The following is a 15,331-nucleotide window of genomic DNA, read 5'->3' on the forward strand; positions in this document are numbered from 1 at the left end:
TGATAGGAATAGTCTAAACCGTCAATTGCTTGATGGTGGTCTTGATCTGCGTCACGCGCGCGGCCAGGTCCGGCATGGCGGCCGTGATTTTCAGCTTGTCCTGGCCATGCAGCTTGATATGGCGGTTTTTCTGGATTAAGTCGATGATGCGCATCGGGTCGATGGGCGGCTTGGCCATGAATTGCAGGGTGGCCGCCTCGCCATGCACGTCGATCTTGACGATGCCCACGGTTTTCGCGGCGATGCGCAGGCGGTGCGTTTCGACCAGGGCCTTGACGGCGTCGGGCAGCTTGCCGAAGCGGTCGATCAGCTCTTCCTGGATATCGTCGATCTTCTCCTGCGTGGCGCAGTTGGCCAGGCGCTTGTAGATCGACAGGCGCTCGTGCACGTCGCCGCAGAAATCGGCCGGCAGCAGGGCCGGCACGTGCAGGTTGATCTCCGTCGTCGACGCCAGCGGCGCGGCCAGGTCCGGCTCCTTGCCCGCTTTCAGCGAGCGCACGGCTTCATTGAGCATGTCCGAATACAGCTGGAAGCCGATTTCCGTCATCTCGCCGGACTGGCTTTCGCCCAGCACTTCGCCGGCGCCGCGGATTTCCAGGTCGTGCATGGCCAGGTAAAAGCCGCTGCCCAGTTCTTCCATCTGCTGGATGGCGTCCAGGCGGCGCTGCGCCAGCTTGGTGAGACCCTGCACGTCGTGCACCAGCAGGTAGGCGTAGGCCTGGTGGTGCGAACGGCCCACGCGGCCGCGCAGCTGGTGCAGCTGCGCCAGGCCGAACTTGTCGGCGCGGTGCATGATGATGGTGTTCGCCGTCGGCACGTCGATGCCCGTCTCGATGATCGTCGTGCACAGCAGGATGTTGAAACGCTGGGCGACGAAGTCGCGCATGACTTTTTCCAGGTCGCGCTCGTGCATCTGGCCGTGCGCAACGGCGATGCGCGCCTCGGGCAGCAATTCCGTCAGCATGGCCAGGCGGTTCTGGATGGTTTCCACCTCGTTGTGCAGGAAGTAGATCTGGCCGCCCCGTTTGAGTTCGCGCAAACACGCTTCGCGGATGATGGCTTCGCCTTCGCTGCGCACGAACGTCTTGATGGCCAGGCGCTTTTGCGGCGCCGTGGCGATGATGGAAAAGTCGCGCAAGCCTTCCAGCGCCATGCCCAAGGTGCGCGGGATCGGCGTGGCCGTCAGGGTCAGCACGTCCACTTCCGCGCGCAGGGCTTTCAAGGCTTCCTTCTGGCGCACGCCGAACCTGTGTTCTTCGTCAATGATGACCAGGCCCAAACGGGTAAACTTCACGTCGTCGGACAGCAGCTTGTGCGTGCCGATGACGATGTCGATGGTGCCGTCGGCCATGCCCTTGAACGCCTGCGTGATCTCCTTGCCGCTGCGGAAGCGCGACAATTCCGCGATGCGCACGGGCCAGTCGGCGAAGCGGTCGGCGAAGGTTTGCGCATGCTGCTCGGCCAGCAGGGTGGTGGGCGCCAGGATGGCCACCTGCTTGCCGCCCATCACGGCGATGAAGGCGGCGCGCAGCGCCACTTCCGTCTTGCCGAAGCCGACGTCGCCGCACACGAGGCGGTCCATCGGTTTGCCGGAAGTCATGTCCTTGATGACGTTGTGGATGGCTTCGGCCTGGTCCGGCGTTTCGTCGAAGCCGAAGCTGTCGGCGAAGCGCTGGTAGTCGTGCGACGAGAATTCGAACGAGTGGCCCTGGCGCAGCGCGCGCCGGGCGTACAGGTTGAGCAGCTCGGCGGCCGTGTCGCGCACCTGTTCGGCCGCGCGTTTCTTCGCTTTTTCCCACTGGCCCGAACCGAGCGAGTGCAAGGGCGCGTCTTCCGGCGAGGCGCCCGAATAGCGGGAAATGACGTGCAGCTGCGATACGGGCACGTACAGCTTGGTGTCCTTCGCATATTCGAGATGCAGAAATTCCGTCTCGCCTTCGCCCAGGTCCATGCTGGTCAGGCCCATGTAGCGCCCGATGCCGTGGTTGATGTGCACGACGGGGTCGCCGATCTTCAGCTCCGACAGGTCGCGCACCATCGATTCGACCTGCGTCACGCCTTCCTGCTTCTTGGTGCCGACGCGGCGGCCGGAACCGGCATACAGTTCCGTCTCCGTGATGAAGGATAAATGACCTTCCGGCGTGAACAGTTCGAAACCCGCGTGCAGCGGCGCCACGCCCAGCATCAGCTTGGCGTCGGACTGCAAAAAGCCGTCGCTGCCTTCCACGGGCGTCAGGTGCAGGTCGTATTCGGTAAAGTACTGCTGCAGGGTTTCGCGGCGGCCGTTCGATTCGGCGCAGATCATCACGCGGCGGCCCGCTTGCAGCAAATAGCTGCGCAGGTTGGCCAGCGGGTCGTCGGCGCGGCGGTTGACGGCGATGTTCGGCACGGGGGCCGACAGTTCGGACGCCAGCGCATCGTTCGATTTGGCGATCGCCAGGCGCGGATACGGCTTGGCCAGGCCGAAGAACTGCTCGTCGGACAGGAACAGCGATTCCGGCGGCAGGATCGGCCGTTCGCGGTCGGCTTTTAAGAAGCGGTAGCGCGACTGCGTATCGGTCCAGAAGCGGCCGATGGCAGAGTCGATTTCGCCCACCAGGGCCAGCGAGGCGTCGGGCGGCAGGTAATCGAACAGGGTGGCCGTCTGTTCGAAGAACAGGGGCAGATAGTATTCGATGCCGGCCGAGGCGATGCCGCTGCTGATGTCCTTGTAGACGACCGAGCGCGATGGGTCGCCCTCGAACTGTTCGCGCCAGCGGTTGCGGAAGGTGGTGCGCGCCGCTTCGTCCATGGGAAATTCGCGCCCCGGCAGCAGCCGCACTTCGTGCACGGGGTACAGCGAGCGCTGGGTGTCGGCGTCAAACGTGCGGATGGTCTCGATGGTGTCGCCGAACAGGTCGAGGCGGTAGGGCAGGGCGGAACCCATGGGGAACAGGTCGAGCAGGCCGCCGCGCACCGAGTATTCGCCGGGCGACATCACTTGCGACACATGGCTGTAGCCGGCCAGGGTCAGCTGCGACTTCAATCGCGCTTCGTCGAGCTTTTCACCCTTCTTGAAGAAGAAGGTGTAGGCGGCCAGGAAGGACGGCGGCGCCAGGCGCACCAGCGCCGTGGTGGCCGGCACGATCAGCACGTCGCACTGGCGCGTCTGGATTTCGTGCAGGGTGGCCAGGCGCTCGGAGACCAGGTCCTGGTGCGGCGAAAAGGCGTCGTAGGGCAGGGTTTCCCAGTCCGGCAGCAGGTGGCAGCGCAGTTCCTTGCCGCCAAACCACGGGATTTCATCGAGCAGGCGCTGGCCGTCGCTGGCCTGCGCCACCACTACGGCCAGCATCTGGCCCCGCGCTTTTAACTCCAGCGCGGCGAGCGCCAGGGCATAGGCGTCGGATGAACCATACAGGGCGGGCAGCGCGTAGCGGTTGCCGGGCTTGGGGAGGGCTTTTGTTAAGTCTAAGGACATGCAGGCGATGACACTAGTGGCAGAGGCAGTTGAGTGGGACAGCTGTGGTGCGCGCAGCGCCGCCAGTGACGGCGCTGACAGGCGAGATTATAGACCATCACTTATATCTCCGCGCTTGAGAAAACCGTCGCGAGCGGCAGTGATTTGTGGCTAAGAAGCGCAACCGTACTTTAGTACGGTGAGCATCGCAGGCCGCAAAGCACGACGCGCAGCAGGTTTTATCCTGCGCGGACATTCGCGATGCCGAACGGGACATGCACCATCGGGATGGTGCCGCCCGCCGATTTGAGGTGGCTCAATTGATCGTCGAAGAAGATATGCGGCTTGAACACGGCCAGCACGCGCGATTTGTCCATGCCGCCGAGGAAAAATGTCTCGTCGGCTGCCACACCCCAGCTTTTCAGGGTCGTCACGACGCGCTCGTGCGAGGGCGCGTTGCGCGCCGTGATGATGGCGATGCGCAGGATCTTTTTATAGCCGGGGTCGCGCCGCTGGGCCCTTTCTTCCAGGCGCTGCATGGTGGCCAGCTTCTGGAACAGGCCGGCCAGCGGGCCTGGGCGGTGCGGCGTACCCACGTTCAGCGTTTCATGGGCGTGGAATTCATCGACGTCATTGTTGCGCTTGAAGACGGTTTCCGCTTCGTCGTCGGCGATCACGCCGTCGAAATCGAAGGCCACGCGCAGTTCTTCGTCGTTTTCGTCGTCTTCCGTGCGCGACGGCAGCACCAGGCCGGCCGGATAGTCGCAGGCCAGGGCGCTGCGCACGTCGCCTTCATTCGCGCTGAGGAACAGCGACGCGTTGAAGGCGGGCAGGTAGGGATACGGCGACTTGCCCGTCATGAAGGCGGCGCGCGAAATGTCCAGGCCGTAGTGAGCGATGCTGTGCATGACGCGCAAGCCCGTTTCCGGCGAATTGCGCGAAAACAGCACCACTTCCACGGGCGACTGGCGCGGGTAATGCTTGTTGATGTTCAGGAAGCGGCGGATGAAGGGGAAGGCCACGCCGCGCGGCAGAACCGTGTCGATGTGCGTCTCCTGGTACTTGCGGTATTCCTCGGGGCCGTTGTCGAGGTAGATCTGGTGCGATTCGGCCAGGTCGAACAGGGCGCTGGAAGCGACCCCGATCACCAGTTTGTGTTCGATAGGATAAGCCATGCTGTACCTGTGGTGTGCGTGTTGGCCATCTTATACGACTATTAACTGCGTAGCCAATAGCGGTGCGCGGGGATTTTTTGCACCAAAGCAGGGCATCGGATGGCTTTTCGATGCCACTGTGCAAGGCGCGCCACAGTCAGGAAATAAATATTGATTTGTATCAAGTATGTAGCAGTCAGCGTCCCCGTTTTCCACTATGCTCCTATTATCAAATCTCGCCAATTGTAACGAAGCGTACGCCCCATCCCCGCCACCTTTATACAAGTGTCAGCTGTTTTACTCGAACATGCCAGCCTCAACCTCGCCAGCAAAAATCGTGATTATATAAAGGGCCTAGCCATGTTTAAGAATTTACTGATCAAATGGAAGTTGGCGACGCTCGTCGCCGTGATGATGGCGGCCTTGCTGGTGGTGGGCATCAGCGGTTACACGGGCATCGCCACCGTCGGCCGCGCCGTCAATGAAATCGGCGTCGTGCGCCTGCCGTCGATCCAGGGTTTGATGATGATCAGCGAAGGCCAGACGGCCGTCGCCGCCGCCACCCTGACGGCCGCCATCTATGAAAACAATTATCAGGCACAGGACAAGTTTGCGGAAGCGCTGCAGCTGCGCACGCGCGCCTGGAACAATATCGAGGCGGGCCGCAAGCTGTACGAACCGCTGCCGCAAACGCCCGAGGAAGCCGTGCTGTGGCAGCGCTTCCAGGGCGAGTGGACGGCCTGGAAGGCGGACGACGACAAGGTGCGCGCCATCCTGCGCCAGCTGGCCGACAACCGCGACGAAGCGCGCCAGAAAGAGCTGTTCGTGGGCTTTTACAAGCAGTACCAGGATTCGCGCGCGCTGTTCGGCAAGGCCGAAGGCACGCTCAACGACATCATCAAGCTCAATAACGGCGTGGCCGATGCCAGCGTCAAGGACGGCAGCGCGGCCGTGATCCGCTCGGAAAGCCTGATGGTCATCCTCGGCTTGCTGGCCTCCGCACTGGGCATTGGCTGCGCCGCCTACATCACGCGCGCCATCACGCAGCCGATCAATTCGGCCGTGAAAGTGGCGCAGACGGTGGCCTCGGGCGACCTGACGAGCCAGATCGAGGTGCACACGACGGAAGAAACGGGCCAGCTGCTGCAGGCGCTGAAGGACATGAATTCCAGCCTGGTCAGCATCGTCGGCCAGGTGCGCAGCGGCACGGAGACCATCGCCACGGCGTCGTCGCAGATTGCCAGCGGCAACCTGGACCTGTCCTCGCGCACGGAAGAGCAAGCCAGCTCGCTGGAAGAGACGGCGTCGTCGATGGAAGAGCTGACTTCCACCGTGCGGCAGAACGCCGACAATGCCCAGCAAGCCAACCAGCTGGCGCTGAGCGCCTCGGGCGTGGCCGTGAAGGGCGGCGCCGTGGTGGGCAAGGTGGTCGAGACCATGGACGCCATCAACGATTCGTCGCGCAAGATCGTCGACATCATTTCCGTCATCGACGGCATCGCCTTCCAGACGAATATCCTGGCGCTGAACGCGGCCGTGGAGGCGGCACGCGCGGGCGAGCAGGGGCGCGGTTTCGCCGTGGTGGCGACGGAAGTGCGTAATCTGGCCCAACGATCGGCTGGCGCGGCGAAAGAAATCAAGACCCTGATCGGCGACTCCGTGGTGGCCGTCGACGCGGGCAGCAAGCTGGTGGCCGAGGCGGGCAGCACGATGGCCGAAATCGTCTCCAGCGTGCAGCGCGTGACGGACATCATGGCGGAAATCAGCCTGGCGACGCAGGAGCAAAGCTCGGGCATCGACCAGATCAACCAGGCCATCGGCCAGATGGACCAGGTGACGCAGCAAAACGCGGCCCTGGTGGAAGAGGCGGCCGCCGCGGCCGAATCGCTGCAGGAGCAATCGGGCCAGCTGGCCGAGGTGGTCAGCGTCTTCAAGCTCGATGGCGTCCAGGCGCCTGCCGCGCGCGCAAACGCGAACGCAAAGCCAGCCGCGCCGCGCGCCGCGGTGGCCAGCGCGGCGCTGAAGCGTCCCGCATCGCGTCCGGCTTCCCGTCCCGCCGCGGGCCGTCCGGCCTTGCACGCCGTGCCGTCCCAGCGCCAGAGCGCGCCGCGCGACGACGAGTGGGAAGTGTTCTGATGGCTTGACGGCGCCTGCATGCGCTAACGGACGGCCGCCTTGCGCGGCCGTTTCTACATGCGCGCACAGGTTCGCACTGCGGTTACTACTTACTAAAAAAACAGCGTTATAAAAATAGCTGTTTTGCCATCTAAGCAAATCTTTTCAAAACTTAACGCGACATTGCTTGTGAGATAACTCACACTGCCTGCCGTACCACCCTTGTTCCCGCCTCGGCCACATCCCGGCTGACCCCTCCGCCTGCTGCGTCCAGCCATTCGTGGCAGGCGGCAGCCATTGCCGTCAGCCTTGCATGCGAGCCCGGCGCAATGACCGATGCACCACACTGAAGGATGCGAATGAAGATGGCAAATATGAAAATCGGCACGCGCCTGCGCTGCTCCTTTGCGTTGTTGACCTTGCTGCTGCTGGCGACCGCCATGCTGGGCATGCTGCGCCTGTCCAGCCTGGAACTGCGCATGCGCGACGTGATCGACGACAAATATCCGAAAACCGTGCTGGCCAACGACATCATCAAGAATGTCAACATCATCGCGCGCTCCTCGCGCAACCTGCTGCTGATGACGGAGCCGCAGCAGCTGGCGCAGGAGCGGGCCACCATCGCCAGGGCGGGCGGCGAAACGGAAAAGGGCCTGGCGCAGCTGGACAAGGTGGTGCTGTCGCCGCAGGGCCGCCAGCAGATGGCGGCCGTGGCGCAGGCGCGCGCCACCTTCAACGGCGGGCGCGACAAAGTGCTGGCCCTGCTGGAACAGGGGGCGCGCGAGGAAGCGAGCAGTTTGCTGCTCGGCACGGTGCGCGGCGACCAGCTGCGCTACATGGCGGCGCTGGAAAGCCTGATCGCGCTCCAGCATGACCTGATGGAGGAGGCGGGCGCCGAGGTCAGCCACGAATACGCGACGGCGCGCAACATGATGCTGGCGTTGAGCGCGCTGGCCGTGCTGTTTTCGCTCGTCACCGCCTGGCTGGTCACGCGCAGCATCGTCAACCCGCTGCGCCATGCCTTGACGGTGGCGCAGACCGTGGCCGCCGGCGACCTGACGTCGACCTTCGGCCGCCACGCGGGCGATGAAACGGGCAAGCTGCTCGATGCGCTGTGCATCATGAATGGCAATCTGCTCGACATCGTGCAGCGGGTGCGCAGCGGCACCGATACCATCGCCACGGCGTCGTCGCAGATCGCGGCCGGCAATATCGACTTGTCGTCGCGCACGGAGGAGCAGGCCAGCTCGCTCGAACAGACGGCGTCGGCCATGGAGGAACTCAGTTCGACGGTGCAGCAGAACGCGGACAATGCCCGCCATGCCAGCGTGCTGGCCGTCGAGGCGGCGAACATCGCCGGCGCCGGCGGGCAAGCCGTGGGACAGGTGATCCATACGATGGACGCCATCAGTGCGTCGTCGGCGCAGATCGCCGACATCATCGGCGTGATCGACATGCTGGCATTCCAGACGAATATCCTGGCCCTGAACGCGGCCGTGGAAGCGGCGCGCGCGGGCGAGCAGGGGCGCGGCTTTGCCGTCGTGGCGACGGAAGTGCGCAACCTGGCGCAACGCAGCGCGGCGGCGGCGCGCGATATCCGCGCCCTGATCGCCAATTCCACGCAGCAGGTGGATGCGGGCGCGGCCCTCGTCGCGCAGGCCGGCGCCACGATGCGGGACGTGGTGGCGGCCGTGGGACGCGTGAGCCAGATGGTGGCCGACATCACGGCCGCCAGCGCCGAGCAAAGCACGGGCATCGGCCAGGTCAGCCAGGCCGTCGTGCAGATGGATGAAGTGACGCAGCAGAACGCCGCCCTGGTGGAAGAGGCGGCGGCCGCGTCGCAATCGCTGGAAGGCGAGGCGGCGAAGCTGCTGCAGGTGGTCAGCGTGTTCCGCCTGCAGCAGGGGCCGGCGCACACCTTGCCGCGCCGGAGCGCGCCGGCCGTGCCGCGCCTGCTGGCCTAGTGGCGCGCCTGGCAAGGTTCTGGCGCGGCTGCGTCGTGCTGTGGCGGGCGCGGCGCCAGGCGCGGGAGGGGCAGGGCGGCAAGCCGAGGGCGTCGGCGCGCAGCCGGGAGTTGCTGGCGCGCCTGGACGGCGCCATCGGCGCCGGCGAATTCCGCTTTCACTACCAGGGCAAGTTTGACACGGCGCAACTGCGCCTGGTCGGCCTGGAAGCGTTGCTGCGCTGGGACCATCCGCGCCACGGCCTGGTCTACCCGAACGAATTCATCGGCCTGGCCGAGCAGACGCAGGCCATCGCCGCGCTGGGCAACTGGGGCATCGATGCGGTTTGCCGCCAGCTGGCGCAGTGGCGCGCGGCGGGCCTGCCTCTGGTGCCGGTCGCGGTGAATGTCTCGGCGCGCCAGCTGTGCCAGCCGCAGTTGCCCGACTTCGTGCTGGATTGCCTGCGGCGCCACGCGATTCCTGCCCGCCTGCTGGAGCTGGAAGTGACGGAAAGCTGCCGCATTGACGACATGGCGCAGGCGGCGCAGGGCTTGCGCCGCCTGCGCGCGCTGGGGCTGGCCCTTTCGCTCGACGATTACGGCACCGGTTATTCGGGCTTGAGCCATGTCCGGATGCTGCCGATTCACACCATCAAGATCGACCGTTCCTTCATCCGCGATGTGGATCGCTGCGGTAGCGACGCCGTGATCGTCGCCTCGACCCTTGCGCTGGCGCGCGGCCTGGGCTTGCTGGCGCTGGCCGAGGGCGTGGAAAACGGTGCACAGCTGGCGCAGTTGCGGCGGCTGGGCTGCCCGCAGGTACAGGGCTTCTATCTGCACCGCCCGGCGCCCGCGGCCGAGGTGGCCGCGCTGCTGTCCGCCGGCCTTGTAACGGTGCCGCAAGATGGCGCCATGCGGCATGGCGCGGATGCTCAGTAGAATATGGCCACTGCAAGCCGCGTGCTTTAACACCTACACCCCCACGCAAGAATGATAAACAGTCCCGTCCCGGCCTATGTCTTCGGCCCGTTTCGCCTTTTGCCGCTAGAACGCCTGCTGTTCGAGGGCGACCGCGCGCTGCGCCTGGGCAGCAGGGCCATGGACTTGCTGCTGGCACTGCTGGAGCGCGCCGGCGACATCGTCGACAAGCATGAACTGGTGGCCATCGTCTGGCCCAATGCCGTGGTCGACGACGCGACCTTGCGCGTCCACCTGGCGGCGTTGCGCAAGGCGCTCGGCGACGGCCGCGACGGCCAGCGCTACATCACCACCATTCCCGGGCGCGGCTACGGCTTCCTGGCGCCGCTGGCGCACACGGGCCGACCGGCGTCCGGTGCGGCGGGCGCCGAGCCGCGGCATAACCTGCCCGTCATGCTGACGCGCATGCTGGGCCGCGCCGAGGTGCTGCAAACGATGGCCAACCAGCTGCTGCAATTGCGCCTGCTGTGCATTGCCGGTCCGGGCGGCATCGGCAAGACCACCCTGGCCGTCGGCCTGGCCACGCGCGTGCTGCGCCGCTATGCCGACGGCGTGTGTTTCGTCGACCTGTCGCCGCTGGACGAGGGCCGCCTGGTGCCGCTGGCGCTGGCCACGGCGCTGGGGGTGGCGGTGCCGGCCGGCGACGCCATGCCGGTCCTGCTGGCCTACCTGCGCCCGCGCCACATGCTGCTTGTGCTCGATAACTGCGAACACGTGATCGGCGCGGCCGCCACGCTGGCCGACGCCTTGCTCAAGGGCGCGCCGCTGCTGCACGTGCTGGCCACCAGCCGCGAGCCGCTGCGCCTCACCAGCGAACAGCTGCAGCGCCTGCCCGCGCTGGAATTGCCGCCTGCCGATGCCGTGCCCGATGCGGCGGCGGCCCGGCATTTCTCCGCGGTGCAGCTGTTTTGCGAACGCTGCGCGGCCGTCGACGATGCCTTCGTGCTGGCCGACGCCGACGTGCCCGTGGTGGTGGACATCTGCCGGCGCCTCGACGGCATCCCGCTGGCGCTGGAGCTGGCGGCCGGGCGCATCGGCCATTTCGGCCTGCACGAACTGCGCCGTCAGCTCGACGACCGCTTTCGCCTGCTCACGCGCGGCGCGCGCAACATGCCCTTGCGCCACCAGACCTTGCGCGCCACGCTGGACTGGAGCTACGGCCTGCTCGACGCGCGCGAGCGCCAGGCGCTGCAGGCGCTGAGCGTGTTCAGGAGCCGCTTCCGCCTGGAGTCGGCCAGCGCCGTGGCGGGATGCGACGTGTTCGACACGCTGGCCGACCTGGCGGCCAAGTCCCTCGTCAGCATCGAGTTTTGCCGCCAGCACGTGTATTACCGGCTGCTCGACACCACGCGCGCCTATGCTGGCGCGCAGCTGTCGGCGGGCGGTGGCGCGGGCGCCGTGCTGCTGCGCCATGCGCGCCATTGCCTGGGACTGGCCGCACGCATCGCCGCCGACTGGGGCAGCATGCCGCCGGCCCAATGGAGCGCGCGCTACGGCCGCCATGTCGACGACCTGCGGGCCGCCATCGACTGGGCCTTCGGCGAGGAGGGCGACGTGGCGCTGGGCGTGGCGCTGACCCTGGCCGCGCAAACCCTGTTCTATCAGCTGTCGCTGATGGATGAATACCGCGTGCGCGTCGAGCGGGCGCTCGAGCGCATGGCCACGCATGCGGTGGACGACCCCGACAGCGAAATGCAGCTGCATGCCTCGCAGGCGCACCTGCTGCTGCATACGCAGGGCATCACCGGCACCATGCTGCGTTCCTTCCAGCGCGGCTATGCGCTGGCCATGCGCACGGACGATGGCAGCCGCCGGGCCGAAGCGATTTGCGGCATGTGGATCTGCTGCCTGAAGCTGGCCGATTTCCAGCGCGCCGACAGTTACGTCATAGAGCTTGCCGTCCTGTGCGCAACGCGCGACGACACGGCGATGCACCTGGTGCTGGCGCGCATGCGTTCCGTGGGCGAGTATGTGCAGGGACGCTACGCGCAGTCGGCGGCGCTGGCGCGCATGGTGCTCGCGCATCCCGAGGGTGCGGCGCAGCTGGGCTTCAACAATGCCTTGCTGGCCGATCACCAGGTGTGCCTGCGCGGCACGCTGGCGCGCTGCCTGTGGATGCAGGGCCGCCCCGACGACGCCCTGGCGCTGGCGCGCGAGGCGGTGACGGTGGGCTTCGAGCACAATGGCGTCACGCTGTGCGTGGCGCTGGCCATCCATGCCATTCCCGTCGCCCTGTGGTGCGGGTGGCGGGAACTGGCGCAGGCGTGGACTTGCCTGCTGTGCGAGCACGCGGCCCGCTATGGCTTGCTGTACTGGAGCGCCTGGGGCGCCGCCTACCAGCGCCTGCTCGACGGGGGCGAGGCGATGACGCCATTTCCCTGGCCTTCGGTGCGCAGCTGGCCGATACAGGTCGATTTGATGGCCACCCTGCACGACGCGGCCGCCGATAGCCAGGCGCTGCGGCGCGCACGCACGGGCCTGGCGCCGTGGAGCGCGCCGGAAGTGCTGCGCCGCGACGCGCACCACCGCTGGCGGGCGCTGGCGCACGACGATGCGGCCGGCCTGGACGCGGTGCGGGTGCAGCTGGAAGAAGCGCTGCAGCTGGCCAGGGGCCAGCAGGCGCCGGGCTGGGAACTGCGCTGCGCCACCAGCCTGGCGGCCGTGCTGCTGGCGCAAGGCCGCGGCGCCGCCGCGCATGCCGTGCTGGCCCCTGTGCATGCGCTCTATAGCCAGGGGCGCGACACGACGGACGTGATGGCGGCGGCAGCGTTGCTGGCGCAGCTGGGCTGAGCGCTATTCGTAGGCGCCCAGCCGGCGCTGCTCCTCCGGCGTGAAACTGGCGTCGCGCAACTGCTGCAGGGCTGCCGCATCCTGCGCGCCGCCGGGCAGGCTGTTTTTTTGCGCCTGGTAGGCGATGATGCGTTGCTGCCACTGCGATTCCTCGCGGTCCAGTTCCGCCAGACGGGCCGCCGCCGCCGGCGTGAAGGTGCTGGCGCGCAGGCGGTAGACTTCATTCTCGCCGCCGCCCTGTGCCCGCAGGGCCTTGACCGATTCATCCAGCCTGGCCACCTGCAGCGGCGCATCGCGTGCGGCGCGCTGGGCGGGCGACATCTTCTGGTCCAGCGCCGTCAGCTGCGCCTGGCGCTGGGCTTCATCGAGCGTCGTGTTGCCGAGGATATCCATGCGCGCCACGGCGTCGTCGTCATACGCATCGCTGGCGCCGAACAGGCCGGCGCTTTCCTCGGGCGTAAAGTAATCGCCGCGCAGGGCGCGCATGGCTTGCAGGCGCGCGCGCGCCGCCACGGCGGGATCAGCTTGCGCCGGCAAGGCCTGTTCCGCGCCGGCCAGCGCCTGCTTGTAGGCCAGATACGCGCCCAGCAGGCGCTTCGCTTCGCGCGCGGGCACGGGCGCCAGGCGCTTGTCCAGCTCCGCCTCGATCTGGCTGCGGATGGCGGCCAGCGGCTTTTCGCCGAGGCCCGCCAGGTAGTAGTCGAACAGGTGGCCCAGTTCCGCGTCGACCACCAGCTTGTCGCCGGCGGCCACCGTCACGTTGCCGTCGGGCCGCGTGCCTTCCATCGAGCGCACGAACGCGAACAGGTCCGGTTCCGTCTTTTCCGGCGGCGGGGCGGGCGGCTCCCCGGGGCGCAGCACCAGGTACAGGGCCAGGGCCGCCAGGCTGCCGCCGATGATCCATTTCGCGTTCGTGCGCATCGTAGGCTCCTTACAGTCCCAGGCCTTGCAGGCGGTTGGCTTGCTGGCGGAAGACCGTGACGGGGTTCGTCTCGAACAGGTTGACGATGCCGACGAACTGGTTGACTTCATCGAGATGGTTCATGGCGTAGTCGTCGCGGATCACCTTGCCCAGGTGGCTGGAGCAGCTGCTGACCAGGCCATCGTTCTTGATGCCGCCGAAGGCCAGGCTGATGGCGGCCAGCAGCGGGTCGCCCACGTCGAGCACATTCGTGTACGGTTGCGCGCCGCTCCATGAAAAGTAGTGCACGCCTTGTACCTGGTAGGCGCCTTCGCCGCAGGCGGAGGTGGGCACGCCTTGCGGGTGGCGGCTGTTGAAGGCCAGCGAACCGGCCGTGGACAGCGAGGCCAGCGAGGCGCCCGCGTTTTGCGGCAAACCCTTGTTGCCCGACAAAATGCCGATCAGGGAGGCGAGCGCGTTGCCCAGCGCGCCGCTGGTGTTGGGTATGGCGCCGCTGAGGATATCGGCCACCTTGGAACCCTTGTTGACGCCGGCCACGCTGGTGACGGACGCCACCAGGTCGGGGCGCACGGAGGCGACATAGCGGGCCGTGGGGCCGCCGTGGCTATGGCCGATCAAATTGACCTTGGCCGCGCCGGTGGCGGCGAGGATTTGCCGCACCTGCGACAGCAGCTGCTCGCCGCGCACTTCCGTGCTGTTGGCGGCCGACACGGTGGTCACATACACTTGCGCGCCGCCGCTGCGCAGGGCGGCGGGGACGCCGTAAAAATATTCGACGGGACCGAGCTTGTCGAAGCCGAACAGGCCGTGCACCAGCACGATCGGGTACTTCGTCTGCGTGTAGCCGGCGGCGCTGGCGCTGCCGGGCAGGATGGCGAGGGAAAGCAGAAGGGTGGATAGCAGTTGCCAAAAGCGAGTCTTCATTTTGTCTCCGTTATGTATTATTAATAGTGGAAATGAGTGGAAATGTCGATGCTGTAGCGATGAACCGCGCGCTCCTGTACATTCTCGATGTATTAAAAATAGCGAGCGCTCGGTTTTTTGAATGTAGCACCGCTGGATTTAAATTGCATTTGAATTGCATGATGCAGCGCAATAACTGTGGGAATTTGACGTTGCTTATATGCCCATTGCATAGTTGAAAAGTCAAATAGTTGTTTTCCTGAGCTATAATCGGCGCGGCATCAGCCGTCCCGCCATCTTGCAATGCCGCGTCCCGGCATGGCATGGATATCGCTCCTACACCGTTACTTGGGAATGCACTTGTCGACCCATTTTAATTTTGAACAGTTTCAGCAGATGACGCCTTTAAATGGCGAAAACATCTGGGAATATATTCTTGACCGCCACGCGGAGCGCATCGGCGTCAAGCGCCGTAAGCCGGCGCTGGAAAATCTTGAACGCATCTTCGTCGCCACCTTCCGCCTGGCGAATGACGTGGGTTTCCGCGCCATGAGCTTGCGTGATTTATGCCGCGAGACCGGCTTGTCGATGGGCGGCCTGTATGGCTACATCACCAGCAAGGATCAACTGGCCGAAATGATCGAGGACGTGGTGCGCCACGCCACGCAAGCCTTGCCCTTGCTGTTTGCCGACGTGAAGTCGCCGCTGGACCGCCTGGAAGCGATGATACGTTCGTCGATCTACCTGTCCGAAGTGCTGCAGCCGTGGTTTTATTTCGTCTTCATGGATTCGCGCGTGCTGCAGGTGGAGCAGCGCAGCATGGCGAAGAATTCGGAACTGTATGTACAGACCCTGATCGCCGCCACCATCGGGGAAATCGAACCGAAGCCGCAGGGCGATCCCACCTTGCTGGCCGCACACTGCCTGGCCCTGTTTCAGGACTGGTACGTGAAACGCTGGAAGTACCGCGCAGCGAAGGTCAATGTCGACGATTTCGCCGATAGCGTCGTCAGTACGGTGCGCGGCTACCTGAGCATGGTCAAGGCGCCGTAAGAACGCCGCCGAAAAAAAAGCCAGGATCGCTCCTGGCT

General features: G+C 65.7%; 9 protein-coding genes. 5 read left to right on the forward strand and 4 right to left on the reverse strand.

Annotated elements, in window-relative coordinates; translation table 11 throughout:
• Positions 1–13: 13 nt before the first annotated feature.
• Entirely contained in the window at positions 14–3,457 is a 3,444-nt protein-coding gene (mfd, locus tag OX460_RS02700; RefSeq protein ID WP_099667548.1) for a transcription-repair coupling factor, read from the reverse strand.
• Positions 3,458–3,675: 218 nt separating this feature from the next.
• A complete protein-coding gene (locus OX460_RS02705; RefSeq protein WP_077405756.1) occupies positions 3,676–4,611 on the reverse strand; it encodes a 5'-nucleotidase in 936 nt (311 codons plus the stop codon).
• A 339-nt stretch (positions 4,612–4,950) separates the two neighbouring features.
• Here OX460_RS02705 and OX460_RS02710 point away from each other — a divergent pair, with 339 nt between their 5' ends.
• From OX460_RS02710 to OX460_RS02725, 4 genes are all read left to right on the forward strand, one after another.
• Entirely contained in the window at positions 4,951–6,726 is a 1,776-nt protein-coding gene (locus OX460_RS02710) for a methyl-accepting chemotaxis protein (protein WP_289897552.1), read from the forward strand.
• A gap of 344 nt (positions 6,727–7,070) precedes the next feature.
• On the forward strand, positions 7,071–8,669 hold the full coding sequence (locus tag OX460_RS02715; RefSeq protein WP_289897553.1) for a methyl-accepting chemotaxis protein: 1,599 nt from the start codon (positions 7,071–7,073) through the stop codon (positions 8,667–8,669).
• Positions 8,669–9,586 (forward strand): EAL domain-containing protein, encoded by a 918-nt coding sequence (locus OX460_RS02720; protein WP_289897554.1) that lies wholly within the window; start codon positions 8,669–8,671, stop codon positions 9,584–9,586. The genes OX460_RS02715 and OX460_RS02720 overlap by 1 nt, the downstream gene beginning before the upstream one ends.
• Before the next feature lie 51 nt (positions 9,587–9,637).
• Positions 9,638–12,415: a winged helix-turn-helix domain-containing protein gene (locus OX460_RS02725; protein WP_289897555.1), complete on the forward strand. Its 2,778-nt coding sequence runs from the start codon at positions 9,638–9,640 to the stop codon at positions 12,413–12,415.
• A gap of 3 nt (positions 12,416–12,418) precedes the next feature.
• Here the strand turns inward: OX460_RS02725 and OX460_RS02730 are convergent, their stop codons facing one another.
• Both OX460_RS02730 and OX460_RS02735 read right to left on the reverse strand, forming a co-directional pair.
• On the reverse strand, positions 12,419–13,336 hold the full coding sequence (locus tag OX460_RS02730) for a lipase secretion chaperone (protein WP_289897556.1): 918 nt from the start codon (positions 13,334–13,336) through the stop codon (positions 12,419–12,421).
• A gap of 10 nt (positions 13,337–13,346) precedes the next feature.
• Positions 13,347–14,261 carry a triacylglycerol lipase gene (locus OX460_RS02735; protein WP_289897557.1) on the reverse strand — a complete coding sequence of 305 codons (915 nt, stop codon included), beginning with the start codon at positions 14,259–14,261 and terminating at the stop codon, positions 13,347–13,349.
• Between the two features lie 375 nt (positions 14,262–14,636).
• Here OX460_RS02735 and OX460_RS02740 point away from each other — a divergent pair, with 375 nt between their 5' ends.
• Entirely contained in the window at positions 14,637–15,293 is a 657-nt protein-coding gene (locus OX460_RS02740) for a helix-turn-helix domain-containing protein (protein ID WP_052140174.1), read from the forward strand.
• Positions 15,294–15,331: the final 38 nt, after the last annotated feature.

The organism is Janthinobacterium sp. SUN033 (assembly GCF_030397595.1).
In the GTDB taxonomy this organism is placed as follows: Bacteria; Pseudomonadota; Gammaproteobacteria; order Burkholderiales; family Burkholderiaceae_D; genus Janthinobacterium; species Janthinobacterium kumbetense.